General features: G+C 62.5%; 27 protein-coding genes, 1 tRNA gene and 1 other RNA gene. 10 read left to right on the top strand and 19 right to left on the bottom strand.

The annotated features are described in order from the left end of the window. The 4 genes from ssrA to AACZ65_RS07455 form a co-directional block, all read right to left on the bottom strand. Positions 1 to 105, bottom strand: a transfer-messenger RNA (tmRNA) gene (gene ssrA / locus AACZ65_RS07440); the annotation flags it as partial. A 7-nt stretch (positions 106 to 112) separates the two neighbouring features. Next, positions 113 to 1,474, bottom strand: a complete 1,362-nt coding sequence (locus tag AACZ65_RS07445) for a cytochrome P450 (RefSeq protein WP_339669501.1) — start codon at positions 1,472 to 1,474, stop codon at positions 113 to 115. After that, a complete protein-coding gene (locus tag AACZ65_RS07450; protein WP_339669502.1) occupies positions 1,471 to 2,673 on the bottom strand; it encodes a hypothetical protein in 1,203 nt (400 codons plus the stop codon). Before AACZ65_RS07450 ends, AACZ65_RS07445 begins: the two co-directional genes overlap by 4 nt. A gap of 54 nt (positions 2,674 to 2,727) precedes the next feature. Then, positions 2,728 to 3,480 (bottom strand): cytochrome c biogenesis protein CcdA, encoded by a 753-nt coding sequence (locus AACZ65_RS07455; protein WP_339669503.1) that lies wholly within the window; start codon positions 3,478 to 3,480, stop codon positions 2,728 to 2,730. A 93-nt stretch (positions 3,481 to 3,573) separates the two neighbouring features. Between AACZ65_RS07455 and AACZ65_RS07460 the strand changes: the two genes are divergently transcribed. Next, positions 3,574 to 3,804 (top strand): sulfurtransferase TusA family protein, encoded by a 231-nt coding sequence (locus AACZ65_RS07460; protein WP_339669504.1) that lies wholly within the window; start codon positions 3,574 to 3,576, stop codon positions 3,802 to 3,804. 186 nt (positions 3,805 to 3,990) lie between these two features. Here the strand turns inward: AACZ65_RS07460 and AACZ65_RS07465 are convergent, their stop codons facing one another. The 6 genes from AACZ65_RS07465 to purC form a co-directional block, all read right to left on the bottom strand. After that, a complete protein-coding gene (locus AACZ65_RS07465; RefSeq protein ID WP_339669506.1) occupies positions 3,991 to 6,708 on the bottom strand; it encodes an Rne/Rng family ribonuclease in 2,718 nt (905 codons plus the stop codon). 403 nt (positions 6,709 to 7,111) lie between these two features. Continuing rightward, a complete protein-coding gene (locus tag AACZ65_RS07470) occupies positions 7,112 to 8,446 on the bottom strand; it encodes a sigma-54 dependent transcriptional regulator (RefSeq protein WP_339669508.1) in 1,335 nt (444 codons plus the stop codon). A gap of 6 nt (positions 8,447 to 8,452) precedes the next feature. Further along, complete coding sequence (locus tag AACZ65_RS07475) at positions 8,453 to 10,213, bottom strand: ATP-binding protein (protein WP_339669510.1); 1,761 nt, start codon at positions 10,211 to 10,213, stop codon at positions 8,453 to 8,455. Positions 10,214 to 10,258: 45 nt separating this feature from the next. Then, complete coding sequence (gene purQ / locus AACZ65_RS07480) at positions 10,259 to 10,927, bottom strand: phosphoribosylformylglycinamidine synthase subunit PurQ (protein ID WP_037274909.1); 669 nt, start codon at positions 10,925 to 10,927, stop codon at positions 10,259 to 10,261. After that, positions 10,927 to 11,166, bottom strand: coding sequence for a phosphoribosylformylglycinamidine synthase subunit PurS (gene purS, locus AACZ65_RS07485; protein WP_008280818.1), 240 nt, complete (start codon positions 11,164 to 11,166; stop codon positions 10,927 to 10,929). The genes purQ and purS overlap by 1 nt, the downstream gene beginning before the upstream one ends. 11 nt (positions 11,167 to 11,177) lie before the next feature. After that, positions 11,178 to 11,939: a phosphoribosylaminoimidazolesuccinocarboxamide synthase gene (purC, locus tag AACZ65_RS07490; protein ID WP_037274904.1), complete on the bottom strand. Its 762-nt coding sequence runs from the start codon at positions 11,937 to 11,939 to the stop codon at positions 11,178 to 11,180. A gap of 162 nt (positions 11,940 to 12,101) precedes the next feature. On the opposite strand from purC, the gene AACZ65_RS07495 reads away from it, so the two are divergent. From AACZ65_RS07495 to AACZ65_RS07505, 3 genes are all read left to right on the top strand, one after another. Continuing rightward, positions 12,102 to 12,416: a DUF1476 domain-containing protein gene (locus AACZ65_RS07495; protein WP_339669515.1), complete on the top strand. Its 315-nt coding sequence runs from the start codon at positions 12,102 to 12,104 to the stop codon at positions 12,414 to 12,416. 166 nt (positions 12,417 to 12,582) lie between these two features. Then, positions 12,583 to 13,593: a betaine--homocysteine S-methyltransferase gene (gene bmt, locus AACZ65_RS07500; RefSeq protein ID WP_037275021.1), complete on the top strand. Its 1,011-nt coding sequence runs from the start codon at positions 12,583 to 12,585 to the stop codon at positions 13,591 to 13,593. 16 nt (positions 13,594 to 13,609) lie between these two features. Next, positions 13,610 to 13,855 (top strand): methionine synthase, encoded by a 246-nt coding sequence (locus tag AACZ65_RS07505; RefSeq protein WP_339669518.1) that lies wholly within the window; start codon positions 13,610 to 13,612, stop codon positions 13,853 to 13,855. Here AACZ65_RS07505 and AACZ65_RS07510 read toward each other — a convergent pair. Further along, positions 13,837 to 14,916: a PA0069 family radical SAM protein gene (locus tag AACZ65_RS07510; protein ID WP_339669520.1), complete on the bottom strand. Its 1,080-nt coding sequence runs from the start codon at positions 14,914 to 14,916 to the stop codon at positions 13,837 to 13,839. The two genes, AACZ65_RS07505 and AACZ65_RS07510, sit on opposite strands and share 19 nt — an antisense overlap. Before the next feature lie 209 nt (positions 14,917 to 15,125). Between AACZ65_RS07510 and AACZ65_RS07515 the strand changes: the two genes are divergently transcribed. After that, positions 15,126 to 15,830 carry a corrinoid protein gene (locus tag AACZ65_RS07515; protein ID WP_037274891.1) on the top strand — a complete coding sequence of 235 codons (705 nt, stop codon included), beginning with the start codon at positions 15,126 to 15,128 and terminating at the stop codon, positions 15,828 to 15,830. Between the two features lie 64 nt (positions 15,831 to 15,894). After that, the gene (locus AACZ65_RS07520; RefSeq protein ID WP_339669523.1) at positions 15,895 to 16,536 is read left to right on the top strand and encodes a DUF1638 domain-containing protein; all 642 of its coding nucleotides are present in this window, start codon (positions 15,895 to 15,897) and stop codon (positions 16,534 to 16,536) included. A gap of 63 nt (positions 16,537 to 16,599) precedes the next feature. Here AACZ65_RS07520 and AACZ65_RS07525 read toward each other — a convergent pair whose 3' ends face one another. Continuing rightward, on the bottom strand, positions 16,600 to 17,010 hold the full coding sequence (locus AACZ65_RS07525) for a SufE family protein (RefSeq protein ID WP_037274885.1): 411 nt from the start codon (positions 17,008 to 17,010) through the stop codon (positions 16,600 to 16,602). A 108-nt stretch (positions 17,011 to 17,118) separates the two neighbouring features. On the opposite strand from AACZ65_RS07525, the gene AACZ65_RS07530 reads away from it, so the two are divergent. Continuing rightward, entirely contained in the window at positions 17,119 to 17,655 is a 537-nt protein-coding gene (locus AACZ65_RS07530) for a hypothetical protein (RefSeq protein ID WP_339669525.1), read from the top strand. A 20-nt stretch (positions 17,656 to 17,675) separates the two neighbouring features. Here the strand turns inward: AACZ65_RS07530 and rnd are convergent, their stop codons facing one another. The 3 genes from rnd to purM all read right to left on the bottom strand — a co-directional run bounded on the left by rnd (position 17,676) and on the right by purM (position 20,563). Continuing rightward, positions 17,676 to 18,836 (bottom strand): ribonuclease D, encoded by a 1,161-nt coding sequence (rnd, locus tag AACZ65_RS07535; RefSeq protein ID WP_339669526.1) that lies wholly within the window; start codon positions 18,834 to 18,836, stop codon positions 17,676 to 17,678. Between the two features lie 90 nt (positions 18,837 to 18,926). Beyond that, the gene (gene purN / locus AACZ65_RS07540; RefSeq protein ID WP_339669528.1) at positions 18,927 to 19,520 is read right to left on the bottom strand and encodes a phosphoribosylglycinamide formyltransferase; all 594 of its coding nucleotides are present in this window, start codon (positions 19,518 to 19,520) and stop codon (positions 18,927 to 18,929) included. Continuing rightward, positions 19,517 to 20,563, bottom strand: coding sequence for a phosphoribosylformylglycinamidine cyclo-ligase (gene purM / locus AACZ65_RS07545; RefSeq protein WP_339669530.1), 1,047 nt, complete (start codon positions 20,561 to 20,563; stop codon positions 19,517 to 19,519). The genes purN and purM overlap by 4 nt, the downstream gene beginning before the upstream one ends. Positions 20,564 to 20,675: 112 nt before the next feature. Between purM and AACZ65_RS07550 the strand changes: the two genes are divergently transcribed. Together AACZ65_RS07550 and AACZ65_RS07555 are read left to right on the top strand one after the other, a co-directional pair. After that, positions 20,676 to 20,752: transfer RNA gene (locus tag AACZ65_RS07550), tRNA-Ile, on the top strand. A gap of 19 nt (positions 20,753 to 20,771) precedes the next feature. After that, entirely contained in the window at positions 20,772 to 21,110 is a 339-nt protein-coding gene (locus AACZ65_RS07555; protein WP_037275011.1) for a TfoX/Sxy family protein, read from the top strand. 40 nt (positions 21,111 to 21,150) lie between these two features. On the opposite strand, the gene AACZ65_RS07560 is transcribed toward AACZ65_RS07555, so the two are convergent. Continuing rightward, positions 21,151 to 22,149 (bottom strand): helix-turn-helix domain-containing protein, encoded by a 999-nt coding sequence (locus AACZ65_RS07560; RefSeq protein ID WP_297537733.1) that lies wholly within the window; start codon positions 22,147 to 22,149, stop codon positions 21,151 to 21,153. Positions 22,150 to 22,295: 146 nt separating this feature from the next. Here AACZ65_RS07560 and AACZ65_RS07565 point away from each other — a divergent pair, with 146 nt between their 5' ends. Beyond that, on the top strand, positions 22,296 to 22,943 hold the full coding sequence (locus AACZ65_RS07565; protein ID WP_339669534.1) for a helix-turn-helix domain-containing protein: 648 nt from the start codon (positions 22,296 to 22,298) through the stop codon (positions 22,941 to 22,943). Between the two features lie 90 nt (positions 22,944 to 23,033). On the opposite strand, the gene AACZ65_RS07570 is transcribed toward AACZ65_RS07565, so the two are convergent. Genes AACZ65_RS07570 through dmmA form a run of 3 tightly spaced genes read right to left on the bottom strand, consistent with a single transcriptional unit; the run spans position 23,034 to position 25,706 of the window. Then, positions 23,034 to 24,101, bottom strand: a complete 1,068-nt coding sequence (locus tag AACZ65_RS07570) for a DUF3445 domain-containing protein (protein WP_339669535.1) — start codon at positions 24,099 to 24,101, stop codon at positions 23,034 to 23,036. A gap of 13 nt (positions 24,102 to 24,114) precedes the next feature. Then, positions 24,115 to 25,101, bottom strand: coding sequence for a PDR/VanB family oxidoreductase (locus tag AACZ65_RS07575; RefSeq protein WP_339669537.1), 987 nt, complete (start codon positions 25,099 to 25,101; stop codon positions 24,115 to 24,117). Further along, positions 25,098 to 25,706, bottom strand: a complete 609-nt coding sequence (gene dmmA / locus AACZ65_RS07580; RefSeq protein ID WP_037274866.1) for a dimethylamine monooxygenase subunit DmmA — start codon at positions 25,704 to 25,706, stop codon at positions 25,098 to 25,100. Before dmmA ends, AACZ65_RS07575 begins: the two co-directional genes overlap by 4 nt. Positions 25,707 to 25,719 lie beyond the last annotated feature (13 nt).

Consider the following 25,719-nt stretch of genomic DNA (forward strand, 5'->3'; position numbering starts at 1 on the left):
GTACCGCCCCCGGGTCCGATCCGCTTATTACGAGCGCGTTTATGTCCATAGTCCGCTTGCGCGGACAGCCTATACATAGGCGCTCTGATGCTGCTTGCAAAGGGGTGTCGGATCAGCGCGGCAAAAGTTTCAGCCAGATTCCATCGCGCCCGCGCACCGTCAGATGCGCCACCGGCATGGGCGGGCGCCCCTCGACCGGGCTCAGGCGATAGGCCCGCACCAGCATCGCAAGCAAGAGCGGACCCTCGATCATCGCAAACCCCGCCCCGGTGCAGACCCGCTGACCGGCAGAAAACGGAATGAACGCATCGCGCAGACAGGTCTTGCCATTCTCGGTGCCGTAACGCGCCGGATCAAACCCGTCGGGATTGTCCCAGAGCCGCTCGTGCCGGTGCAGATGCCAGGGGCTGATCACCACCTGCGCGCCGGGTGCGATGTCTCGGTCGCGGAACCGTTCGGGACAGGCCGTCTCGCGCACCATCATCGGCACCGGCGGATAGAGGCGCAGCGTCTCGCGGAACACATCGCGGGTGATGCGCAACTGCGCCATATCGGCAAATTCCGGCGCGCGGGCGCTAAAGACTGCCTCGGCCTCTGCGGCGACCTTGTCCTGCCACTCCGGGTAAAGCGCCAGCAGGTAGAGCGCCCAGGCCAGCGCAGACGCACTCGTTTCATGCCCGGCCAGAAAGAAAATCGCGACTTGATCGACCATCTCCTCGGTCTCGAACCGCGCGCCGGTTTCGGGATCGGCGGTGGTCATGATCTTGGTCGCCAGATCATCCGGCGCGGTCCCCGCCGCAATCTCGGCCTGCCGCCGCGCGGTCAGTTCCGTGATCAACCCCCGGATGGTCCGCGCCGTCACCCGCGTCTGACGGCGGTGAAAGCGTGGAAACCAACGCGGCAAGGGAATGAACGCGGCAAGGTTCAGCACCGGTTGCGTGCGTTGATGCGCCTTGAAGGCGTCAAACACCTGCGCGGCAGTGCGATCCTCGATCGGCAGCGAAAACAGCGTGCGAAAGATCACATCGGCGGCAGCATGGCTGGTGTGGCCCTCAATATCAAACCCTCTGCCATCAGCCAGCGGGGCCAGCCGTGCAACCGCCCCCTGCCCGGCCGTGACCATCGCCCCAAACGTATCCCGCAACCGCCCTCCCTCGAACGCAGGGTCAATGATGCGCCTCTGCCGCCTCCATGTGGCGCCATTGGTGACAAAGACTGATTGCCCCAGCAGGGGCCGCAACCCCTCGGATACACGGGTGGATTTCGGGAAATCATCGGGGCGTTGTTTCAGCACCAAATCAACCAAGGCCGTGTCATTGCAAAGGTAAGAGCGAAAGAACGGCGTGCGAAATTCAGCCATCCACGCGCGATAGAGACGGACAGGCTGCGCCGAGAGGATATCGGCCCGAAACAGCCGCAGATAGCGCCAGAGCGATACAGCATCAGGGCGCGCGGGCGGCTTGGGCGGGATCATGGCACAACGCTCGTGTAGCCCGACGTGGCGCACACGATCCGGCTTTTCGAAGGGGTGCGTCCGCGGAACCGATCCGCCAGCGTCAACGGACCTGCCGTGACACGGAAATAGTCATAGTCACCGGGCCGATCAAAGGCGCAGAGATATTGGAAATGCAGCCGAAAAAATCGCCACCGCAGGGCGCGCCAGCGCTCCGGGCTCAACGTCTGGGTAAACGCCGCCGAGATCACCAGCGGCCAACGCTTGTCCTGCGGGGCCACGCCCGACACGGCCACCGGATCACAAAGCGCAAAGGCGCAGCCATCGCCGGGGGCGGTGACATCGACCCAAGTCACCTCGTCCCGCGCACTCAGATAGGCCAGGTCCGCCCGCAAGCGGCGCGCGCGCGGCAGAAAGGATACCATCGGCACCACCTGCCCAAGGCTCAGGAACGACAACACCGGGCCACGGTCCGGCGCCTGCCCGCCCCGGATCAGATCCGCCAGAATCGAAACCCCCAGATGCGCCCCCGAGGAATGACCGACCACCAGCACCTCGTCGCAATCCCCCCGCATGGCCTGCGCAATCTCGGCGGTAAACTCTGCCATTCGTGCTTCCAACTCAGGCGGGTTGGCCCCCAGATAGCGCGCCGAATAGGCATAATCATGCATCAGGTAATAGGCAAAGAACCGGCCATCCAATCGCCGGAACCATTCGAGGATGAAGGGCACGACCAACAGGCCACCCCAGGCTGCCCACGGCTGCCATAGGGCCAGAACGCGCCCCAATCCCCATGCCGCCAAGAGGGCTATCCCAAGCTGCACCAGCAAGAACCCCACCGGGTAAAGCGCCGCGATCACCGGCCCCTTGCGCAATCGCATCAACCGAAAGAGCGCGCCGGTGCCGATATAAATCGTCGCCGTGCGGATCAGTTGTGCATAGGTGGCCCAAATCCCCTGATCCATGCTGCCCTTGACGATATCGGACCAGACCAGCACTTCGAACGCGCTCTCGACCTCTGCCCCCTCAAGCCGCGCGGAGACATTCCAGCCAAAACGCGCCTGAGCTTTGGCTTGCAATACCTTGATTTCATAGCCTGAAATTGTCGCTTGCGCCGCGCTTTCCTTGCGATAGAGCTCGCGATACCGGCGCGGCGGGATCGGGTCATACCCTGGAATATAAAACACGCGCCTGCGGCGCACTGTGGGCTCGCTGCTCATGTCCAACCTCGCGTTGAACAGAACCTAGCGTGAAAATCTGGCAAGCGTAAGGCGTTATCCAAGCACCGCAAGGGCGGGGAAGGTTTCCAGCAGCCAGAAGGAAAACGCAGAGAAGCCACCTGTCAGCATCAAGAGACCGATGGTCCAGAGCAACAGGCCCATCACCCGTTCGATCTGCTCCATATGGCGTTTCATCCAGCCCATCAACCCTTGCAGGCGCGGCAGGAACGCCGCCACCAGCAGGAAGGGCACGCCCAACCCGATGGCATAAATCGCCAAGAGCGTCGTTCCCCGCGCAACCGACCCTTCGGACGCCGCCAGAGACAGGATCGCACCCAGTTGCGGGCCGATGCAGGGCGTCCAGCCAAAGGCAAAGGCCAGCCCGAGGATATAGGCGCCAAGGGATGACCCCCCCCGGTCGCCCGCATCAATCCGCGCCTCGCGGTCAAGGAACTTGATACGATAGACCCCAACGAAATGCGCGCCGAAAACCATCACCAGAACGCCCGCTATCGTGTTGAAATAGCTCTGGTATTGCAGGAATACCGTGCCAATCGCCGAGGCCGTGAACCCAAGAAAGATAAAGACCGTGGACAGACCCAGCACGAAAAAGAGCGCAGGCACAACGGCGCGCGCCCGGCTCTGCCCGCTCTCGGAGAGATCATTCAGGCTCACGCCGCTCATATAGGCCAGATAGGGCGGCACGATGGGCAGCACGCAGGGGCTGAGAAAGGATATGATCCCTGCGGCCAAGGCCACGAACATGGCGGGCAACAGCGCTGCATCTATGATTTCGATTCCGAACATGCGCCAGACATAGCCTGCCCCGTGGGCCGCGTCACCCGACAATCGGTCACATCCCTGTGGACAGGCTGTAACAAGCCCGCTATCTCACGTTTCATGACCCCTGATGAGACCCTTGATGCCTGCGGCCTGCTGTGTCCGCTGCCCGTGCTCAAGCTGCGCAAGCGCTTGAAATCCATGACGATTGGCTCGGTGATTACGATGCAGGCGGATGATCCGGCGGCCGTGATCGACGTGCCGCATTTCTGCGCCGAATCCGGGCATGATCTCATTTCCGCGACCGATGCGAATGGCGTCCAGACCTACCTGATCCGCAAGACCCGCTAAGGCGTCCTGCGCCCCATGCAAAACACTCGTCCCGGGCTTGACCCGGGACCGCGCTGCAGCAGCGTCGAGGCCCCCGCTCGGGGGTCGGGGCGATGCGAAATCGATCAGACGCGACGCGCTGCCCCCACACAACGAAAAATGCCGCACCCGAGGGCGCGGCATCCTTGATTTTCGTCTCGACTCCGCTCAGCCCAGCGACCACCAGCCGCGGCGCTTCGGCTTGGGCTCTTCCTGGGGTGCCGGAGTTTCGGCCACAGGTTCCGGCGCAGGCTCGGCTTCCGGGGTTTCTGCGTCTGCCACCGGCTCTGGTGTTACCTCTACCACCGGCTCTGGTGTCACCTCTGCCACAGGCTCCGGTGCCGCCTCTGCAACGGGTTCAGCCTCTACCACAGCCGCTGCCGCCTCTGGCTCCGTCGGCATACTGGTTTCATCCACAGCCACGGCTTCGGGCGCTTTCTTCTTGCGCGGGGTTGGGGTGCGCTTGGGCTTTTCTGCCGCTTTGGGTTTGGCGGCCTCGTCAGAGGTCGCTTCCTCTGCCGCCGCTGGCTCTTTCTTCTTGCGCGGCGCACGGGTGCGCTTGGGCTTGGGCTTCTCCTCCGAGACAGCCTCTTCTCCCGCATCAACAGACACCTGGGTTGCTGTTTCGGTTGCGGGCGCGGTCACGACCTCTGCGACAGAGCCCTCGCGCGTCTGCTCGGCCGCATCGGCGCCCTCCGCCTCGTCGTCCTCGTGGCCCTCTTCGGACCCCTCGCCATTGCGCTCCGCCCCGTTGCCATTCTTGGGCTTGCGGCGGCGGCTGCGGCGACGGCGGCTCTTCTTGGGCTTGTCGCCCCCCTCGCCGCCCGTGCCCGGCGCGCTCTTGGCCTCGTCACCGGTTTCGGTTTCGGCCTCCTCTTCGATCTCGTCCTCAACCTCGTCGTCGATGTCATCCATCAGCGCCGATGTGCCTGAAACGAACTGCGCCATCGGCACTTCGGGCACATTGCGGGTCGCGGTCTTGAACTTTTCCATCGTGAAATCGGGGCTGACCAGACGCGGATCGCCTTCGATCCGCACCGACAGGCCATAGCGCCCTTCGATCTGAGCCACATGGTCCCGCTTCTGGTTCATCAGATAGTTGGCGATGCCCACCGGGCATTTCACCAATACCTCACGCGAGCGGCGGCGCACGCCCTCTTCCTCGATCTGGCGCAGGATCGACAGCGCAAGGCTGTCATCCGATCGGATAAGGCCGGTGCCATGGCAGGCCTGACAGGGCTGGGTCGTGGCCTCGATCATGCCCGGACGCAGACGCTGGCGCGACATTTCCAACAGGCCAAAGCCGGAAATCCGGCCCACCTGAATCCGCGCGCGGTCGGTCTTGAGCTTGTCCTTGAGCCGCTTTTCCACCGAGGCGTTGTTGCGCCGCTCGTCCATGTCGATAAAGTCGATCACGATCAGACCGGCAAGGTCGCGCAAGCGCAACTGGCGCGCCACTTCTTCGGCAGCCTCAAGATTGGTCTTGAGTGCGGTTTCTTCGATCGAGCCTTCCTTGGTGGCGCGGCCGGAGTTGACGTCGATGGCAACCAGCGCCTCGGTCACGCCGATCACGATATAGCCGCCGGATTTGAGCTGCACCGTGGGATTGAACATGCCCGAGAGATAGCTTTCGACCTGGAACCGCGCAAAGAGCGGCTGTTGATCGACGTAATGCTTCACGTTCTTGGCATGGGACGGCATGATCATCTTCATGAAGTCCTTGGCTATACGATAGCCGCGCTCGCCCTCGACCAGAACCTCGTCGATGTCGCGATTGTAGAGGTCGCGGATCGAACGTTTGATCAGATCGCCCTCTTCATAGATTTTCGCCGGCGCCATCGAGCGCAGGGTCAATTCGCGGATCTGCTCCCAGAGGCGCTGCAGATATTCGTAATCGCGCTTGATCTCGGCCTTGGTGCGTTTCGCCCCGGCGGTGCGCACGATCAGGCCCGCGCCGCGCGGCACGTCGATTTCGGTCGCGATTTCCTTGAGCTTCTTGCGGTCCACGGCATTGGTGATCTTGCGGCTGATACCACCCCCGCGCGCGGTATTGGGCATGAGCACGCAGTAGCGACCTGCAAGGCTCAGATAGGTGGTCAGCGCCGCACCCTTGTTGCCGCGCTCTTCCTTGACGACCTGCACCAGCATGATCTGGCGGACCTTGACGACCTCCTGGATCTTGTAGCGCCGTGCGCGGGGCTTGCGCACCGGGCGAATATCCTCACTGTCATCCTCTTCGGCAACGGATTCGATCTCGTCATCCTGTGCCGCATGATCGCGGGTGTCGGTCTCGGGCTCATCCTCGGCCGCCTCGTCGGTGCCGTTATCCTCGGGCTCTTCGACCGGGGTCTCGGCCACGCGCTCCATAGGCGATGTCGCCTCAGGCACATCGCTGGTGGCGGTGGTCTCGTCCTCTAGATCGATGGTCTCCATCCCCGAGATTTCAGAGGTCGCGACAGCATCGTCGGATTGGGTCTTTTCGGCACGCGAACGCGACCGGGACCGCGACCGCGAGCGGCTATTTCGCCCGTCACTGCGCCCGTCCCCACCGCTGCTGCGACGCGGACGATCTTCGTCCTCGTCATTCTGCGCGTTGGCCAGCGCCTCTTCCTCGGCCATCAAGGCCTCGCGGTCGGCGACCGGGATCTGATAGTAATCGGGATGAATTTCAGAGAACGCCAGAAATCCGTGCCGATTTCCGCCGTAATCGACAAAAGCCGCCTGCAGCGAGGGTTCAACCCGCGTCACCTTGGCCAGATAGATATTGCCAGCTAGCTGGCGCTTGTTTTCAGACTCAAAATCGAATTCCTCGACCTTGTTTCCGTCGACCACCACAACCCGAGTTTCCTCGGCGTGGGTGGCATCAATGAGCATTTTCGTAGCCATGTTTTCCGTTTGCATCGCGGCGCGGCCGCCTGCCCCGGTGGGGCGGCGCGTTGCGGCAGATGTCTGATAAGGGCGATGGCGGACGCGCAGCCAAGGGTGCCGGTATCGGCCCCTACACTGACAAAGTGATGTCTCGCGCGCTTCATCGCGGTTCTTCTTCTCCGGCCCCTTGCGGAGCCAATTCAGGGCCTGTCCACCGTTTTCAAGGGTCAGGCTTGTATGTGGCCCCCGTGAACGGGGCCCAATCGGTCTGCTCAATCATGTCGGACTGATCCGGACGGAGGACTGAAACAGCGAATCTCTCGTGGCGGCGGGGCGGATTACGCCCGTCACCATAGTGTCACAGTAAAGCGACCCACACGCCAATGACAATGGACAAAATGAAAAGCAGCGCCGACCGGCCTCAAAGATAGTCGGACCGTTGCAGATTATACTTGGCCATTTTTTCATTCAAAGTGCGGCGCGGCAGGCAAAGTTCGTCCATCACAGCCGCGATACTGCCCTTGTGGCGGCGCATCGTGTTGTCGATCAACATGCGTTCGAAGGCTTCGACATATTCCTTGAGCGGCTTGCCCTCGGTGGTCATCACCGGCTGCATGTCCTGATGATCCGACATGAGCAGCGAGGTGATCGTCCCCGACCCGCGCCGCGCCTGCAACACCGCACGCTCGGCCACGTTGAAGAGCTGGCGCACGTTTCCGGGCCAGGGTGCCTGCAAGAGCTGCGTGGCCTCCTGCGCACTGACCTGCGGCGCGTCACAGCCGTAATCTTCGGCGAATTGCTCGGCAAAACGCGTGAACAGCGTCAGAATATCCTCGCCCCGCTGCCGCAGCGGCGGCACGGTGATCCGCAGGCTCGCGAGCCGGTAAAAGAGATCGGGCCGCAACGCGTCCTCGCAGGTATGCCCCTCGTCCTGCATGTTCGAAATGGCGACGACGCGCGTTTCGGGTGGGGTGCCTTCCGCGTTGATATGGGTCAGCAGCTTGGCCTGCGCCGCCTCGCTCAACGCCTCGATATCCTCCAGCACCAGGGTGCCACCGCGCGCCTCTTCAAAGGCCGGAAGCCGTGCATCCTCGGGCTGCACCGGACCAAAGAGGCGCTTGATCAGCCCCTCATCGTCAAACGCGGCACAGGCCACCGAGACAAACTTGCGCCCCGCGCGCGCGCCCACCGCATGCAGCGCATGCGCCACCAGCGTCTTGCCCGTGCCGGTTTCGCCTTCGATCAGCACATGGCCATCCGCCTGCCCCAGATCCAGAATATCCTCACGCAGACGCTCCATGGCATTGCTGGTGCCGATCAGCTTTTTCATCAACTGGCCACCATCCGACAGATCCTTGCGCAGCGCGCGCGCGTCCAGCGTCATGCGGCGGGCATTGGTGGCCTTCTTGGCCAGTTCGGTCATGCGGTCCGGGTTGAAGGGCTTTTCCAGAAAATCGAACGCACCGATGCGCATCGCCTCAACCGCCATCGGCACATCGCCATGCCCGGTGATCATGATCACCGGCAGCGAACTGTCGGATCCCATCAGCTTCTTGAGAAACTGCATCCCGTCCATGCCGGGCATCCGCACATCGGTCACTACGATCCCCGGATAATCCGGCCCCAGCGATTTCAGTGCCTCTTCCGCCGAGGCAAAGGCCTCGGTGTCATAACCCGACAAGGCAAGCCACTGGCTAATGGACTGGCGCATGTCCTTTTCATCATCGACGATGGCGATTTTCATGGCTGCTGGCATTTCACATCACTCCGCTGCTCGGGTCTCATCCGCCAATATGGGTAGCTGCATCTCGAATACAGCCCCTCCGTCGGGCGCATTGCGCGCCACAAGACGTCCGCCAAGGTCGTTGACGATCCCCGAGGAAATAGCAAGCCCAAGCCCGACCCCATCGCCGGGTTGCTTGGTGGTGTAGAACGGCTCGAAAAGGTTCTTGAAATCACCGATCCCCTCGCCGTTGTCACGCACCGTCAGCACCGCCGTTTCTCCCGCCGCGAGCAGAATGTCGATGGTGGCATCAGGCACCGCGTTGGTCGCATCGATGGCGTTGCGCAAGAGGTTGATGATCACCTGCTCCACCCGCACCCGGTCACCCATGATTATGACCGGCTGATCCGGCAGGGTGCGGGTGATGGTGATCTTGCGCTGGCGCAACTGCGGCTCCATCATCGAGAGCGCCGAGGCCACGGCATCCGCCATATTTACAGGGGAAAACTGCGTTCCCGACTGGCGTGCATAGGATTTGAGCTGCTTGGTGATCGCCCCCATCCGCTCGATCAGATCGTCAATCCGCTGAAAGGCCGAGAGCGCCTCGTCAGGCCGGTTGCGCGACAGCAAGAGCCGCGCGCCCGCAAGATAGGTTTTCATCGCCGCAAGAGGTTGGTTCAACTCGTGGCTGACCGCCGCCGACATCTCACCCAGCACCGCCAGTTTCGAGCTTTGCTGGATGGTCTGTTCGGCCTGTGCAAGGTTCTCTTGCGCTCGCCTGCGCTCGGCGATTTCCCGCTGTAGGCGGGCATTCAATGCGCGAAGCTCTGCCGATTCCCGCTGAAACAGCGCCATCCGCAGCGCCGCCTTGCGGTTCAGAAAGTAGAACGCGAGCGCCAGGAGAATCGCGAATCCCATGATCTCGAGCGCGAGATAGCCGTTCACCTTGTCGCGCACCGCCGTGTAGGTGGTGAACCCGGCGATCCTCCAGCCACGAAAGGCCACGCGCCCCTCGACCCGCATCACCGCCTCGCCGCGCACATAGGCATCCGCCGGCAAAGCGGTCCAATCCGAGGTCGCCTGAATGGCGCGCTGAATGGCGCTGTTGACCGGCTCGCGGCGCAACGCCTCGGCCTCTGTCAACCCGCGCCAGCGTGGTTCGGTCGCCAGAATGATCCGCCCCTCGGTATCCGTCACCATCACGGCATCGGAAATCCCCGCCCAGGCGCGCTCGTATTTGCGCAGATCCACCTCGACCACGATCACGCCCAATGTGCCATTCTGGGTCTCGATCCGACGCGAGTAGTAAAAGTTGAATTGCCCGGTTTCCTGGCGCAAAACATGGAAAATCGTATCGCGCGAGCGCATCGCATCCACGAAATAGGCCGCCGACTTGTGGCTCTCTCCCAATCGCAGGCGGTCGGTTGCCGCCACCGCGCGCCCGTCCTTGTCGAGCAGGGTCAGGCTTGCCGCGCCGATTTCCTCAAGAAACGAAATCAGGCGTTGCGTGGATTGCGCATAGTCCTGCGTATTCAGCGCCGCAATCAGCGCCGGATCCCGCGCCAAAAGCTGTGGAACAATCGCATTCTGGCGCAACTCCGACAGCAGGTTGCCGGAATAGAGGACAAGGCGTAGCTCGGCACGGTTGCGCGTGTTCTCGGTAAAGCGATCCGTCAACAGCCGGTTCGTGGTCAGCACCACCGCCACTGCAACGATGAAAAGTGCAAAAAGCACCGCGCGTGCGCGCCAGGAAATGGTACGCATCCGATGACGTGCGGTCGAAGAGGCGGCTTTGCTCATGCTCTCAGATTATGCCGCGCGGCGCCGCTTCTCAAGCGCAAGCGTTCAGGCGCGCTCCAGCGCTCCCATCACGCCGGTGAAGAGAGCGGCCCCATCGGTGCCCCCCTGCAAGGGCTCTGCCATGCGCTCAGGATGCGGCATCATTCCCAGAACCCTACGATTCTCGGACAGGATACCCGCGATGTCGCGCGCCGACCCGTTGGGGTTCTCGGTATAGGTAAATGCCACCCGATCCTCGGCGTGCAGCCGGTCCAGCGTGGCGGCATCGGCATAGTAATTGCCGTCGTGATGGGCAATCGGCACGGTGATCGTGCTGCCCGCCGCATAGCCATGGGTAAAGGCGCTGTCCGAGGTCGCAACCCGCAGGCCAACGGGCTTGCAAACATATTTCAGCCCTGCATTCCGCAACAAGGCACCCGGCAGAATTCCGGTCTCGGTCAGGATCTGGAAACCGTTGCAGACACCCAGCACATAACCGCCCTTGTCCGCATGGGCGATGACCGACCGGCAAATGGGCGAATTGGCGGCAATCGCGCCGCAGCGCAGGTAATCGCCATAGGAAAACCCGCCCGGCACGCCGACCACATCGACACCCTGCGGCAGGTCCGTGTCCTTGTGCCAGACCATCGACACCCGCGCGCCCGCGCGCTCAAAGGCCACCGCCAGATCGCGGTCGCAGTTAGAGCCGGGAAAGACGATGACGGCGGCATGCATCAGGCCAACTCCACCGAATAGCTCTCGATCACGGTGTTCGCGAGCAGCTTTTCGCACATCTCGGTCACAGTCGCCTTGGCCTTGGCCGCGTCGGTCTCGGCCAGATCAAGCTCGATCACCTTGCCCTGCCGCACCGCTTCGACCCCGTCGAACCCCATCGAGCCGAGGGCATGGCGCACCGCCTCGCCCTGCGGATCAAGAACGCCGGATTTCAGCATGACATGCACGCGCGCTTTCATGGGATACCTCTTCAGTTGATCAGTTTTGGCCGCGCCATCGGCGTGCTGCCCTTGGGCATGACCCCCAGACGGGTGGCTACCTCGGTATAGGCATCCGTCAGGCTGCCCAGATCACGGCGGAACACGTCCTTGTCCAGCTTGCGGCCCGTGGCGATATCCCACAACCGGCAACTGTCGGGGCTGATTTCATCGGCCACGATCAGCCGCTGGAAATCGCCGTCATAGACGCGACCGATCTCGATCTTGAAATCAATCAGCTTGATTCCGACGCCATACATCACGCCCGCCATGAAATCGTTGACGCGCAGCGCGAGGCTGAGGATGTCGTCCATATCCTGCTGGCTGGCCCAGCCAAAGGCGGCGATATGTTCCTCGGTGACCAGCGGATCGCCCAGCTTGTCATCCTTGAGGCAATATTCCACGATGGGGCGCGGCAATTGCGTGCCCTCTTCGATGCCCAAACGCTTGGCCATGGTGCCGGCGGCATAGTTGCGAACGATCACTTCCAGCGGGATGATCTCAACCGCGCGCACCAGTTGTTCGCGCATGTTCAACCGCTTGATGAAATGCGTGGGCACGCCGATGGTGTTCAGGCCGGTCATGAAATACTCGGACAGCATGTTGTTAAGCACGCCCTTGCCCTCGATCACGGCCTTTTTCTCGGCGTTAAAGGCTGTGGCGTCATCCTTGAAATACTGGATGATCGTGCCCGGCTCCGGCCCTTCATAAAGGGTCTTGGCCTTGCCTTCATAGATTTTCTTGCGCCGCGCCATGGGAACTCCATCGTTGAGGGTGGGGGGCGTGAGTCCCCTCATGCCGATGCGCTCTCATAGTGCATGGGCCAACACGTCGCAAGATGGCGTTGGCCCCTTGCCCTTTTGCGTGCCAGATTGCATATCGGGGGCAACAGCAACGCATGCAAGGGGACCGGCCCAATGACCACCTTTGACGATCGCGAAAGCGCATTCGAAAACAAATTCGCCCATGACGAGGAAATGGCCTTTCGTGCCGTGGCCCGCCGCAACAAGCTTCTGGGCCTCTGGGCCGCGGAACTGATGGGCAAGACTGGCGATGACGCCAATGCTTACGCCCTCGAAGTGGTCAAGGCCGATTTCGAAGAGGCAGGCCACGAAGACGTGGTGCGCAAGGTCGCGGCCGATCTGGGCGACATCGCCGATGTCGACACCATCCGCGCCAAGATGGACGAGCTGCTCAAGATCGCCAAGGGCCAACTGGCCAAAGAGGCCTGAGCAGACCCACCCGACACCACCAAGGGGCGTGTCATACCATGGCGCGCCCCTTGTGCTTGGTCAGGCAATACAAACGCGCCTCACCATTTACATGAAATAAATGCATTTGCGCGCAGAGCCCGTTTGGTGGCACATCTGCGTGCTCACGAAGAATTGGACAGCCCAGATGACAAACGCCTTCACCAAGATGCTTGCCACCCGCGATTGGATTCTCGCCGATGGGGCCACCGGCACCAATCTCTTCAACATGGGCCTGCAATCGGGCGATGCCCCCGAAATGTGGAACGATCAGCATCCCGACCGGATCAAACGCCTTTATACCGAGGCGGTGGATGCGGGCAGCGACCTGTTCCTGACCAACTCCTTTGGCGGCAATGCGGCACGTCTGAAACTGCACGGCGCACAGGGGCGCGCACGTGAGTTGTCCCGCATCTCCGCCGAGATTGGCCGCGACGTGGCCGACCGCTATGACCGGCCTGTGATCGTGGCCGGTTCTGTCGGCCCGACGGGCGAGATCATGGCGCCGATGGGCGCGCTCACCCATGAATTGGCGGTCGAGATTTTCCATGAACAGGCCGAGGGGCTCAAGGAAGGCGGGGCCGATGTGCTCTGGCTCGAAACCATCTCCGCCCCCGAGGAATACAAGGCCGCCGCCGAAGCGTTCAAGCTGGCCGACATGCCGTGGTGCGGCACCATGAGCTTTGACACCGCCGGGCGCACCATGATGGGTGTCACCTCTTCCGACATGGCCGCCATGGTCGAAAAGCTGGGCAATCCGCCGCTCGCCTATGGGGCCAATTGTGGCGTCGGGGCGTCGGACCTTCTGCGCACCATTCTCGGTTTCGTGGCCCAAGGCTCGGAGCGGCCCATCATCGCCAAGGGCAATGCCGGCATCCCGAAATACCATGACGGCCATATCCATTATGACGGCACCCCGGACCTCATGGCCGATTATGCCGTGCTTGCCCGCGACGCAGGGGCCACCATCATCGGCGGGTGCTGCGGCACCATGCCCGAACACCTCTCAAAAATGCGCGCGGCACTGGAAAGCCGCCCACGCGGCCCCCGCCCCACGCTGGACCAGATCACCGAGGCGCTCGGCGGTTTTTCCTCAGGTGGGGATGGCACCGGCGACGATACCGCGGCCCCTCGCCGCCCCCGCCGCAGGCGCGCCTGAGCAAAGGGGCAGGAAGATGCTGCGCGTCATCTTCCTCGCTGCGGCCCTGCTAACCACCCTCGCATGGGGCATAGGTTATGTCTGGATTTCCGGCCTCGCCTGCGCCTTTGGGTCGCCCAGCGGAAACTGTTCCATCCCGCTCCCCTGGTCCCTGCGCGGCGAGGATCTAACGCTCCTTGTCCTCATGCCCGGTGGCGTGGTCGCGAGCCTTTTGGCGCTGGCCTGGCTCAGCGGGCGACGCGCTCAAAAAAGCGAGAGCTGATTCCCCCGCTCCAGCGGCACCTCGAACAGGTCCGTGCGTAACGCTGCCTGCGCTTGATCCAACCCCAGCCGCCGCGCCGCCAGATCGAACCGGCGCGCGATCATGCGCGCATGCACCCCCTCGCCGCGCATCCGTTTATGCCACTCGGCGCTATACTCTTGGCCACCGTGCATTTCGCGCAGCCGGTTCATCACCTTGCGCGCCCTGTCGGGATAATGCGTCGCCAACCACTCCTGAAAGAGCGGTGACACCTCACGTGGCAGGCGCAGCATGATCCAGCTTGCGGCCCCTGCCCCGGCGTCGCGCCCCGCGGCCAGAATCGCCTCGATCTCCGGGTCGGTCAGGCCCGGAATAACCGGCGACACCATAAGGCGCACAGGGATGCCTGCCGCTGCCAATCGCCGGATCACCTCCAACCGCCGCGCAGGTGTGGGCGCGCGCGGCTCCAACCGCCGCGCCAAAACCTCGTCGAGCGTTGTCACGGAAATCCCCACCCGCGCCAGCCCGCGCGCGGCCATTTCGCCCAGAATATCAATATCCCGCTCGATCAGCGCCCCCTTGGTCACAACCGCCACCGGATGGTGAAACCGCTGCAAGACTTCGAGGCAGGCACGGGTAATGCCGAATTCCGCCTCGATCGGTTGATAGGGGTCGGTATTGGTGCCGATTGCCATCGGCGCCACGCCATAGCTGCGCGCCCGCAATTCCGCCTCCAGCCGCGCAGGGGCCTCAGGCCGTGCAATTAGCCGTGTCTCGAAATCAAGCCCCGGTGACAGCCCCAGATAGGCATGGCTTGGCCGCGCGAAACAATAGATGCACCCATGCTCACAGCCGCGATACGGGTTGATCGAGCGGTCAAACGGCAGGTCGGGCGAGCGGTTGTAGGTGATCACCCGGCGCGGGTGCTCTGTCGTGACCTGCGTGCGCAAGAGCCGCGCCTCCTCCGCGCTCGCCTCTGCGTCGTACTGCACGCCATATGCCTCGAACCGGCCCGCCGCATTGCTCAGCGCGCCCCGCGCCCGCAGACGCACATCAGGGGAAAGGGTTTGATCCGGTTTCATGCCCCACAAATGGAACATAAAGTGAACATTTGCAAGAAACCGATAATCATCATGCCGATAATTCAGTCACATCCCCCGCGATTCCAAGCTATAGGTCGGTTGCGGCGCGGGCAGCGTCGCAATTCGGAAAGTGGCCGCGCCGCAAATTGACGAAAGCTGCGCCCAGTCAACCCAGATGCGCGCGCGCAGAGAACTCAAGGATTCCCCCAATGTCCGATCAAGACGACGACATCATCCTCGCCGACCTCGACGATGACGAGCTTGTCCAACAGATGTTCGACGACCTCTACGACGGCCTCAAGGAAGAGATCGAAGAGAGCGTGCACATCCTGCTCGAGCGCGGCTGGGCACCCTATCGCATCCTGACCGAGGCGCTGGTTGGTGGCATGACCATCGTCGGCAAGGATTTCCGCGATGGCATCCTCTTTGTTCCCGAGGTGCTGCTGGCGGCCAACGCCATGAAGGGCGGCATGGCCATCCTCAAGCCGCTTCTGGCCGAAACCGGCGCCCCGCGCGTGGGCAAGATGGTGATCGGCACCGTCAAGGGCGACATCCACGACATCGGCAAGAACCTCGTCGGCATGATGATGGAAGGCGCAGGCTTTGAAGTTGTCGATCTCGGCATCAACAACGCCGTCGAAAAGTATCTCGAAGCGCTGGAAGCCGAACAGCCTGACATCCTCGGCATGTCGGCGCTGCTGACAACCACCATGCCCTACATGAAGGTCGTGATCGACACGCTGGTGGAACAGGGCAAGCGCGATGAATATATCGTGTTGGTGGGCGGCGCGCCGCTCAACGAGGAATTCGGCAAGGCCATCGGTGCCGATGCCTATTGCCGCGATGCCGCCGTGGCCGTGGAAACCGCCAAGGATTTCATGGCGCGCAAGCACAATCGGCTGGCCGCAGGCTGAGCAACGGAAACGCTCAAGAACGGCCCGCCCCCGCGCGGGCCGTTTGCATTTGAGAGGACCGGCAATGGATCCGAGCGACGATCACCTGACCACACAGGGGCTTGAGGCCGAGGGACGAGGCCGCCTTCTGCTCATTGCCTGCGGGGCCTTGGCGCATGAGATCCTGGCGCTGAAACGCCTGAACGGCTGGGATCACATGGATCTGCAATGCCTTCCGGCCAAGCTGCACCTCTACCCCGACCAGATCACCGAAGAGGTGGAAAAATCCGTCCTCGCCCATCGCCACGATTATGACCGCATTTTCGTGGTCTATGCCGATTGCGGCACCGGCGGCTTGCTCCAGGCAAAATGCACCGAACTGGGCGTAGAGATGGTGGCAGGCCCGCATTGCTATGCCTTTTACGAAGGTCTCGACCGTTTTGCCGCCCATGAGGATGAAATCAGCGCCTTCTACCTCACCGATTTCCTCGTGCGGCAATTCGATGCCTTTGTCTGGAAACCCATGGGGCTCGACCGCCACCCGCAGCTGCGCGACATGATCTTTGGCAATTACACCAAGCTGGTCTATCAGGCGCAAACTGACGATCCCGCCCTGCGTGCCAAGGCAGAGGACTGCGCCGCGCGCCTTGGCCTCGCCTATGAATACCGCTTCACGGGCTATGGTGATCTTAAGGTATCACTTGAGATTCAAGCCGCAAGGCACTGATTTAAATATCATATGGTCTTAAATACCTCGGGGGTGCGGGGGCAGAGCCCCCACGCGGCTGCCTTACGCGGCCTCCGCCGCCACCAGCCTGATCCGCTCGATCATCGCCCGCACCCCGTTCGAGCGTTGCGCCGACAGATGGGCATCCAGCCCCAACCGCGCCAGTTCCGCAGGCGCATCCACCCGCGCCACCTCTCCCACCGGCACGCCGTTATAAAGCGCGCGCAGCACCGCGATCAGGCCACGCACGATCATCGCGTCACTATCGCCATCAAAGCTGAAGACACCCGCCTCGATCCGTGGATGCAGCCAGACCTGACTTGCACAGCCCTCGACCTTGGTCGTGGGCACCTTGAGCGCGTCATCCAGAGGGTCCATCGCCCGGCCCCGGTCGATCACATAGCGATAGCGATCCTCCCAATCTTCCAGAAACTCGAAATCATCGACAATCTCTTCAAAGGCGGCAGCGGCCATGACACTCTCCTTGCGCTTTGCCTCAGACCTAGGGCCGGGTCGGAAAAAGGTCCAGACCTCGCTTGCACCTTTTCAAGCCGGACGCGATAGGATAGTCGAAAGGAAAAGATGACAGGGGCGGATGGCATGCAACGGCGGGTCTTTCTATCATTGGTGGCAATGTCGGTTCTGGCGGGTTGCGGCGGATATCGCCAGTCGCGCGCCAATCCGCGCAATTGGTTCGGGCGCAGCACACCGCGCCGCCGTGCCGCAGAACCGGCCCCCGCGAACACCAACCCCCTCATCCCCGAACGCGAAGACACGATTTTTCGTCGTCGCCGCGACAAGGTCTATGAGGGCACGCCCGTGGATCAGATCACGCGCATGGTGATCGAACGCACCAGCGACGGCGGCATCATCAGGGTCGAGGGCGTGACCCTGCAACAGGGGGCCTTCGACGTGCGACTGGTTTCCGAAACAGACGACAAACCCGTGAACGGCCGGCTGGACTATCGCCTGATGGCCATTCAGCCCGAGGATCAACCCGAGGGCCCAGAGCGCGCGCGCACTGTGATGGCCGCGGTGTTTGTTTCAAACCAGGTGCTTGAGCGCTCAGATGAAATCCGCGTGATCGGTGCCCGCAACGAGCAGGTCAGCCGCCGCTAAAGGCGGGGCACTGCCTTGGCTCAGAGATCCACTGTCTCTACGCTGCTGCCCTTGACCGCCAGCGCCACCTCGCCCCTGCAGAGCCGCAGCGCATCAGTGCCGAAAACATCAAGCCGCCAGCCACGCAGCGCCGGCAGATCGCGCGCACCCGCCGCGATGGCGTCAAGATCACTCGCACTGGCAATCAGCTTGGCCGCAACGCCGTAACTCTCGCTTTTGGCCTTGAGCAGCACCCGCAAGAGATCGGCCAACGCCGGGTTGACTTGCGCGCGGTCGTCCAAGGCCTCCGCACGTGGCATGCGGTCCGCCGGGCACTCCAGCCCCGCCTTGACCGCCGCCAGAATCCCGTCGGCAATGTCCCCCTTGCGCGCCTCGCGCAGCAAGAGCCGCGACCGCCCCAGATCCTGCGGCGTCACCGGTTTGGTCGAGGCCAGTTCGACCAGCGCATCATCCTTGTAGACACGGCTGCGCGGCACGTCGTGCGATTGCGCATACTCTTCACGAAACCGCGCCAGTTCGCGCAGAATCGCCAGAAACTTGGGCGAGGTGTTGCGCGTCTTGACCCGCTGCCACGCGTCGGCCGGATCGGTGCGATAGGTCGCGGGATCGGTCAGCACGCTCAATTCCTCGGCCACCCATTTGTCGCGCCCGGAACTCGCCAGCTTCTTGGCCAGATATTCGTAAATCACCCGCAGATGCGTCACATCCGCCAGCGCATAATGCTTTTGCGCCTCGGTCAGAGGACGCCGCGACCAATCGGTGAACCGAGAGCTTTTGTCGACGCTCTGCTTGGCGATCCGCTTGACGAGCGTCTCATAGCCCACCTGCTCGCCAAAGCCACAGACCATGGCCGCCACCTGCGTATCGAACAGCGGATCGGGAATCACCCCGGCGTCAACGTGGAAAATTTCCAGATCCTGCCGTGCGGCATGGAACACCTTGACCACCGATGTATCGCGAAACAGCTCGTAGAGCGGCTCCATTGACATCTCCGACCCCTCGATCGGATCGACCAGAACGGCGCTCTCGTCATCCCCGCCGGGCACGGCCATTTGCAAGAGGCAGAGCTTGGAATAATAGGTGCGCTCGCGCAGAAACTCGGTGTCGAGGGTCACATAAGGATGCTTGCGCGCCATGGCGCAAAACGCCGCCAGTTCTTCAGTCGTGGTGATGGTTTTCATATGGGGTGATCTTTGCTCTTGTCTCAGGTGCCCGGTTCTATCCCCCACCCCAAGCTATAGTGAAGAACGGCGGAAATGCAACCGCCGCGCTCAGGGCAGATAGAGCGGCGCGCGATTGCCCTCGGCAAAGCGCCGCAGCACCATGGGGTAAAGGATATGTTCCTGCGCCAGCACCCGCGCCGCGAGGCTGTCTGGCGTATCGCCTGCCAGAACCGGCACCCGCGCCTGTCCCAGAACGGGTCCCTCGTCCAGTTCCGCCGTTACCTCATGCACGGTGCAGCCCGCCTCCTGTTCGCCTGCCTCCAGCGCGCGGGCATGGGTGTGCAAACCACGGTACTTCGGCAAGAGCGAGGGGTGGATATTGATCATCCGCCCTTGCCAAGGCGTTACGAACCCGGCCGTGAGCACGCGCATGAACCCGGCCAGACAGATGATGTCGATGCCATAGGGCACCAGCCGCTCGGTCAACTCGGCCTCGAACGCAGCGCGATTGGCCCCGTAGGGGCGGTGATCCACCACCTCGGTCGAAATCCCGCGCTCGCCGGCCCAGGCGATACCTCCCGCATCGGCCCGGTTCGACAGCACCACCGCCGGACGCGCCGGATGGTCGCCGGTCATGCACGCGACAAGCGCGCGCATGTTCGAACCGCCCCCCGAGAGCAGGATCGCGACCCGCTTGCTCACAAAAGACGGCCCCGATAGGCCACGCCCTTGCCCGCCACCACCTGTCCCAGCCGGCAAACCGTTTCACCGGCCTTGCTGAGCGCCGCGCTCACCGCGTCGGCCTCATCGGCCGCCACCACTGCGATCATCCCGATGCCGGAATTGAATGTCTTGAGCAATTCCGGCTCTGCCATGTTTCCGGTCTCGGCGAGCCAGCGGAACACGCCCGGCAACTCCCACGCGCCAAGGTCGATCTCCGCCCCCAGCCCTTCGGGCAAGACGCGCGGCAGGTTCTCGGTCAAACCGCCGCCGGTGATATGCGCCAGGCCGTGGATGCCCCCCGCCCGCAGTGCCGCCAGCACGGGGCGCACATAGAGCCGCGTGGGCATGAGCAGAACCTCTCCCAGACTGCCCTCGGCCCAGGGGCAGGCATCCTCCCATGTCAGCCCCGACATCTCGACAATCCGCCGCACGAGGCTATAGCCGTTGGAATGCACCCCGTCCGAGGCAAGGCCAAGCAGCACATCGCCCTCAGCCACATGCGCAGGCAGCTCCGTGCCCCGCTCCATGGCCCCCACGGCAAACCCCGCCAGATCGAAATCGCCCTTGGGATACATGCCCGGCATTTCCGCTGTCTCGCCACCGATGAGCGCACAGCCCGATCCTTCACAGCCCCGCGCGATCCCTTCTATGATCCGCGTCGCCTGCTCCAGCTCCAACTTGCCCGTGGCGAAATAGTCGAGGAAAAACAGCGGCTCCGCCCCCTGACAGATCAGGTCATTGACGCACATCGCCACCAGGTCGACCCCCACGCCATCGACATGGCCCGTGTCAATCGCGATGCGCAGCTTGGTGCCCACCCCATCGGTCGCCGCCACCAGCACCGGATCGCTAAAGCCTGCCGCCTTGAGATCAAAGAGCCCGCCAAAGCCGCCCAGCCCCGACATGACGCCCGAACGGTTGGTCCGCTTGGCCGCGGGTTTAATCCGCTCGACCAGCGCATTGCCCGCGTCAATATCGACGCCTGCATCGGCATAGGTGATCCCGTTCTGTCGCTCGGTCATGGCCTCAAGTCCCCATCGCTAGAATGCGCCACCCGTTAGCCGATTGACCGCCGCTGCGCAATCTCAAAGCCTTGACCCCGCCCCGCCCCCGGCTTACCAGTTGCCGCAGGTGGGGCCTGTAGCTCAATTGGTTAGAGCAGAGCGCTCATAACGCTTTGGTTGGGGGTTCGAGTCCCTCCGGGCCTACCAGATCAACGGATTGCTACCCATGCCTGCCCCCGTTTCCTCGATCCGCAATCTCGGCCCGGCCTCGGACGCAGGCTTTGCGCGCGCCGGCATTCACGACGCCGACAGCCTGCGCGCCATGGGGGCCGATGCCGCCTATGAGGCGCTCTTGCGCAACGGCACGTCCCCGCATTTCATCGGCTACTATGCCCTTGTCATGGGCTTGCAGGGGCGGCCCTGGAACGATTGCCAAGGGGCTGAGAAAACAGCCCTCCGCGCCCGGTTCGATGCGATCAAGGCGCGGGTGGCAGGGGAAGGTGACGCACCTGACGCCGCCATCGAGGCCATCCTGAACCAGATCGGCACAGGCTTGCGCCGCTAGGGCACAGTGCGTCTCATCGGAAGTGACACCGCCCCGGACCTCAGACCGAGGGTACCGGCAGATTGCCCTTGACCCGCGTCAGGTTGATCCGCTGCCGATCCTCACGCGGCGAAATGCCGAATGCATCGCGGTAATGCCGCACCAGCACCTTGGAACTGGCATAGCCCACCGCTTCGGCAATCTGCGCCATGGTGTCGTTGGAATACATCACGATCTGCCGCGCTGCCTTCATCCGCATGGCACGGAAATAATTGGTCGGGTTCTGCCCTGTCGCCCGCTTGAAGCTGCGCTCCAGATGCCGAGGGGTGATGCCCAGCTCCTCGGCCACCTCCGCCATCGACAAGGGCGCCGACATATGCCGCGCCATCAGGTCAATCGCCTTTGCAACCATTGGTGGCAGATCGGTCGCCCGCGCCCCCTCGCCCAGCACGGGCACCATTTGCTGCACGCCAGCCTTGCGCATCATCGGATGCTGGAACCAACAGGCGACCTCGGTTGCGATTCCCGCGCCAAGTGCTGTCTCGACCATATGCAGCGCCAGATCAAAGGCCGCCGCCGCCCCCGATGCGGTCACGCAGCGCGGGTCGATCTCGATCACCTGATCGGACGCGGGCACGCCCGGAAACTCGGCCAGAAACGCCGCCTGATAGCACCAATGCACCGATAGCGCCACATCCGCCACCGCCCCGCTGCGCAAGAGCGGGAATACCCCGCCGCTGATCGCGCCCAGAACCGTGCCATGCCGCGCAACGCGCCGCAAATGTGCGGCAGAACGCGCATCGGCAAAGCGGCTGGTGGGGGCCGACAAGAGCAGCAGGTAATCGCAATCGTCGGTCTCTGACAGACGCCGGCCCGGTTCAAACCCGATGCCCGCGCTCGACATCACCCGCTCCGCCCCTTCGGCCACCAGATCCCAGGCGAAGGTGCGATGCCCTGAAATCTCGTTGGCCGCGCGCAGCGGCTCGATCACCGAGGTCAGGCATGACATCGGAAATCCCGGAAAGATCAGGAACCCTATTCGGATCACGCGCTGTGTCATCTCGGTCGGCCTCTTGTCGGAACTGCCTGTGCCTCTACGTAACATTTTCCACTTGGGAAAAATTTATGCAATATGGTGAAGACGATAAGTCTGAACAGACATTCTGGCCTTTTCGACGCATTCGCCCTAAAGCTGAGAGGAAAACAATGAGCATCATGGAAGCCGCAAAATTGGTCAAACTGACTCAGGACCCTCACAAGCTGCGCGAAGAACGCGAGAAAGTGCTTGAAGTCGCGATCGGTCGCGAAGTGCGCGCCTATCGCAAGAAACAGAATATCACCGTGGCCGAACTGTCGAACATGACGGATCTGTCCATCGGCATGCTCTCCAAGATCGAAAACGGCAATACCTCACCCTCACTGACCACCTTGCAAACCTTGGCGCGCGCACTCTCGGTGCCGCTGACCGCCTTTTTCAAGGAATACGAAGAACGCCGCGAAGCCGTGCATACCAAGGCCGGCCAAGGGGTCGAGATCGAGCGCGCCGGCACCCGTGCGGGCCATCAATACAATCTCCTCGGCCATATCGGATCGAACAGCAGCGGCGTCATGGTCGAACCCTATCTCATCGTGCTCAACTCAGAATCCGACACGTTCCAGACCTTTCAGCATGAAGGGATCGAAATGATCTACATGCTCGACGGTGAGGTCGGCTATCGCCACGGCAACGAGACCTATCACCTCACTCCCGGTGACACGCTGTTTTTCGATGCCGACGCCCCGCATGGGCCGGATCAATTGATCCGCTTCCCGATCCGCTACCTGTCGATCATCAGCTATCCGCAAAAGAGCTGATGTTTAGGGGGAACGGTCGCGCCCGCTCCCCCTAACCACAGGACATTCAAGCACGCTTGGGCCACCCTCAACGATAGGCCCCCTCGTGCTTCACTTCTGCAACGGCGGTTCCGTCTCCAGATCGGGCCAAACACCGGGGCTGGTGGGCAGCCCGTCGTCAAACCGGCTCAGATACTCGATCATCAACGGGCGATTGGCGATAAACCCTTTATACGTCGCCAGTTCCTCAGGCAGATCGCGCACCACTCGGTGCAACCGGCGGCCCCATTTCGGCACGCTCACCACATCCTGAAACGCGATCAGATAGCAGCGGATCGGGAAAAGCAGCGCATTCGAGCGCGGCAACCGGAAAAAGGTCTGCAACTCTACCCGCAGATGCTGTTTTGCGCCGATATTCTCGGGCGTGAGCGTGGTCTTTTGCACGCCCCATTTGTGGTAGTTCTCGGGGCTGGTGTCCAAGAGCGGATTGACCGTCATGGTCCAGTTCAGCCGCCGCGCCGGCGCGCCCTGCTGCACATTGAGCAGGAATTTCAGCGCGCGCTGGAAAATCCCCATCTCATGCGCCAGAGGCACCGGCGCGTGCCACTCAAAGAAGTTCATGCCGATGTCGAAGTCGAGCGACCAGTCCGCCTGCGTCGTGACCATCCCCGCATCCATCCACAGCATCTCGTCGCGCTGATCGAGCACGGCGAAATCGCCCTGCGTCTGCCGCGTGATATATTCCAACGGCCCACAAGGCAGCGTGGTCGGATCGAGAAAGGTGAAACTCTGGTCGATCCCCATCGGCTTGTTGATCCACCGCCAGCGGTTGCCATCGCGGTGCAATTCAAAGAGGTCGGGGTAATCCTCGGCCTTGCAGGTCATGATCAGCTCGAGTGTATCCCACCCCGCCAGCGTCATATGCGGCAAGGATTGGCACCGCAGCGGATCATCGGCCAGCACCAGCGCCCGGTCGCGCATTTCCGACAGGTAATGCTCGTCTACATCGAACCGCTTTTCATAGACCGAGCCCTCTGGCCCGCCACGATGCTGCTCCATATTCACCGAATACATATAGCTGTCTTCGTGGAACGGGAACGGGAACCGCTTGATCGCCCAAGGCGAGTTGCGGAACGAGTAATCGTCGCGGAAGGTCTCGTTATTGAACTGAATGGTCATCGCAGATGGCTCCTTACCGGTCCAGAACCAGCGTCTTGCCGATAAAGCGGCTGACGCAGGGCATTATTTTCTTGCCGCTGGCATGTTCGGCCTCGTCCAGCCAGTGATCGCGGTGGACGATCTCACCGTCCAACTCGACCACGTCGGTCTCGCATTGCCCGCAGGCACCGCCCCGACAGAGGAAGGGCGCATCGACCCCGGCCCGCTCAATGGCTTCCAGCAGGCTCTCATGCTCGCCCACCTGGATCACCAGGTCGGATTTGCAGAGCCGCACTTCGAACGGCGCGCCGGGTTGAGGTGCAAGGAACTCTTCGGAATGCACCGCCTCATCCGGCCAGCCAAGCGATGCGGCGCGGGCCTTGACCCATCCGATCATCCCCTTGGGACCGCAGACATAGATATGCGTGCCCAGAGGTTGCCCGCTCAAGAGATCATCGAGCGGGATCGCCTGCTCTTGATCGTCATAATAGATATGCGCCTTGTTGGGATACTTGCCCCGCAGCTCATCCGCATAGGAACCAAGCGCTGCACTCCGGCAGGCGTAATGCAATTCCCAATTGCCGTTGGATTGCTCCAACTGCGCGATCATCGCCATAAAGGGCGTAATGCCGATCCCGCCGGCAAAGAACACATGCTTGCGCGCCCGCAAATCCAGCGGAAATAGGTTGACCGGATAGGTGATGGTCATCGCATCGCCCGGTTTCACATGGCGATGCATATAGAGCGATCCACCCCGCCCTTCGTCATCGCGCCGCACGGAAATGGCATAGAGCGAGCGATCACCGGGGTCCGACATCAACGAATAGGGGTTGAGCCGCGTGCGCCCGTCGTCGTGCATCTCCACAACCGTATGCGCACCCGCCGAAAACGGCGGAAACTCCGCCCCATCCGGGCGGCGGAATTCGAACCGTGTCACCAATTCGTTCACCGGCACAACGGCAGCCACAACCACCTCGATCTTTTCAGCCCCGGCGCGGGCCTTCTGGGGGGCGGCGCTCATGAATATATCTCCTTCGCAGGGGGGACATTTCCGGGGTCCTCCGCGTCGATGCAAACCCCCTGAAACGCCGCCAGACGGCGCGAATAGTGGTCACGCACGAATAGGTTCAGGCCGCAATGCGAACAGACAAAGGGATCGGTGGTCACATCCTCGGTGATCCCCTTGCAATGCACGCATTGCATCCGACGCGCAGTCGAACCGCGATGCTCGGTCTGGATGGCGCTATGCGGAATGCCCGCGCTCACCGCCTCGTTCATCGCCTGCCCCATCAGCCCTTCGGTCCCCGCAAGATAGACCTGCAAGCCCATATGCGCATCCGACAGCACCCGCCGCAGCCGCTGCACCGAGGCCGCATAACTCGGCCCGATATAGAGCTGCGCCGGACCCGCCGCGCGCAGCTTCTCCACATAGGTCTCGCCGGTCCCCTTGGGGATATAGAGGATATGGGCCTTGGCCATCAGCCCCGCATCCTGCGCGGCCAGATCCAACAGCGCCTCGGCCCCCTCGGCATCGGCGATCATCAGATGCGCCTTGCCCGGTCGCGGGGCCAATGTGCCATAGACCGGGCGGCTGGCGATACTCTCCGGAAACTGGAATTTCGACATCTTCGCGTCTGCT

It is taken from the genome of uncultured Roseovarius sp., from assembly GCF_963972555.1.
Lineage (GTDB): Bacteria > Pseudomonadota > Alphaproteobacteria > Rhodobacterales > Rhodobacteraceae > Roseovarius > Roseovarius mucosus.

Excerpts from the sequence above, each read along its gene's own strand:
- AACZ65_RS07445 (WP_339669501.1), bottom strand. The coding sequence starts at position 1,474 with ATGATCCCGCCCAAGCCGCCCGCGCGCCCTGATGCTGTATCGCTCTGG.
- AACZ65_RS07450 (WP_339669502.1), bottom strand. The coding sequence starts at position 2,673 with ATGAGCAGCGAGCCCACAGTGCGCCGCAGGCGCGTGTTTTATATTCCA.
- AACZ65_RS07455 (WP_339669503.1), bottom strand. The coding sequence starts at position 3,480 with ATGTTCGGAATCGAAATCATAGATGCAGCGCTGTTGCCCGCCATGTTC.
- AACZ65_RS07460 (WP_339669504.1), top strand. The coding sequence starts at position 3,574 with ATGACCCCTGATGAGACCCTTGATGCCTGCGGCCTGCTGTGTCCGCTG.
- AACZ65_RS07465 (WP_339669506.1), bottom strand. The coding sequence starts at position 6,708 with ATGGCTACGAAAATGCTCATTGATGCCACCCACGCCGAGGAAACTCGG.
- AACZ65_RS07470 (WP_339669508.1), bottom strand. The coding sequence starts at position 8,446 with ATGCCAGCAGCCATGAAAATCGCCATCGTCGATGATGAAAAGGACATG.
- AACZ65_RS07475 (WP_339669510.1), bottom strand. The coding sequence starts at position 10,213 with ATGAGCAAAGCCGCCTCTTCGACCGCACGTCATCGGATGCGTACCATT.
- purQ (WP_037274909.1), bottom strand. The coding sequence starts at position 10,927 with ATGCATGCCGCCGTCATCGTCTTTCCCGGCTCTAACTGCGACCGCGAT.
- purS (WP_008280818.1), bottom strand. The coding sequence starts at position 11,166 with ATGAAAGCGCGCGTGCATGTCATGCTGAAATCCGGCGTTCTTGATCCG.
- purC (WP_037274904.1), bottom strand. The coding sequence starts at position 11,939 with ATGGCGCGGCGCAAGAAAATCTATGAAGGCAAGGCCAAGACCCTTTAT.
- AACZ65_RS07495 (WP_339669515.1), top strand. The coding sequence starts at position 12,102 with ATGACCACCTTTGACGATCGCGAAAGCGCATTCGAAAACAAATTCGCC.
- bmt (WP_037275021.1), top strand. The coding sequence starts at position 12,583 with ATGACAAACGCCTTCACCAAGATGCTTGCCACCCGCGATTGGATTCTC.
- AACZ65_RS07505 (WP_339669518.1), top strand. The coding sequence starts at position 13,610 with ATGCTGCGCGTCATCTTCCTCGCTGCGGCCCTGCTAACCACCCTCGCA.
- AACZ65_RS07510 (WP_339669520.1), bottom strand. The coding sequence starts at position 14,916 with ATGAAACCGGATCAAACCCTTTCCCCTGATGTGCGTCTGCGGGCGCGG.
- AACZ65_RS07515 (WP_037274891.1), top strand. The coding sequence starts at position 15,126 with ATGTCCGATCAAGACGACGACATCATCCTCGCCGACCTCGACGATGAC.
- AACZ65_RS07520 (WP_339669523.1), top strand. The coding sequence starts at position 15,895 with ATGGATCCGAGCGACGATCACCTGACCACACAGGGGCTTGAGGCCGAG.
- AACZ65_RS07525 (WP_037274885.1), bottom strand. The coding sequence starts at position 17,010 with ATGGCCGCTGCCGCCTTTGAAGAGATTGTCGATGATTTCGAGTTTCTG.
- AACZ65_RS07530 (WP_339669525.1), top strand. The coding sequence starts at position 17,119 with ATGACAGGGGCGGATGGCATGCAACGGCGGGTCTTTCTATCATTGGTG.
- rnd (WP_339669526.1), bottom strand. The coding sequence starts at position 18,836 with ATGAAAACCATCACCACGACTGAAGAACTGGCGGCGTTTTGCGCCATG.
- purM (WP_339669530.1), bottom strand. The coding sequence starts at position 20,563 with ATGACCGAGCGACAGAACGGGATCACCTATGCCGATGCAGGCGTCGAT.
- AACZ65_RS07555 (WP_037275011.1), top strand. The coding sequence starts at position 20,772 with ATGCCTGCCCCCGTTTCCTCGATCCGCAATCTCGGCCCGGCCTCGGAC.
- AACZ65_RS07560 (WP_297537733.1), bottom strand. The coding sequence starts at position 22,149 with ATGACACAGCGCGTGATCCGAATAGGGTTCCTGATCTTTCCGGGATTT.
- AACZ65_RS07565 (WP_339669534.1), top strand. The coding sequence starts at position 22,296 with ATGAGCATCATGGAAGCCGCAAAATTGGTCAAACTGACTCAGGACCCT.
- AACZ65_RS07570 (WP_339669535.1), bottom strand. The coding sequence starts at position 24,101 with ATGACCATTCAGTTCAATAACGAGACCTTCCGCGACGATTACTCGTTC.
- AACZ65_RS07575 (WP_339669537.1), bottom strand. The coding sequence starts at position 25,101 with ATGAGCGCCGCCCCCCAGAAGGCCCGCGCCGGGGCTGAAAAGATCGAG.
- dmmA (WP_037274866.1), bottom strand. The coding sequence starts at position 25,706 with ATGTCGAAATTCCAGTTTCCGGAGAGTATCGCCAGCCGCCCGGTCTAT.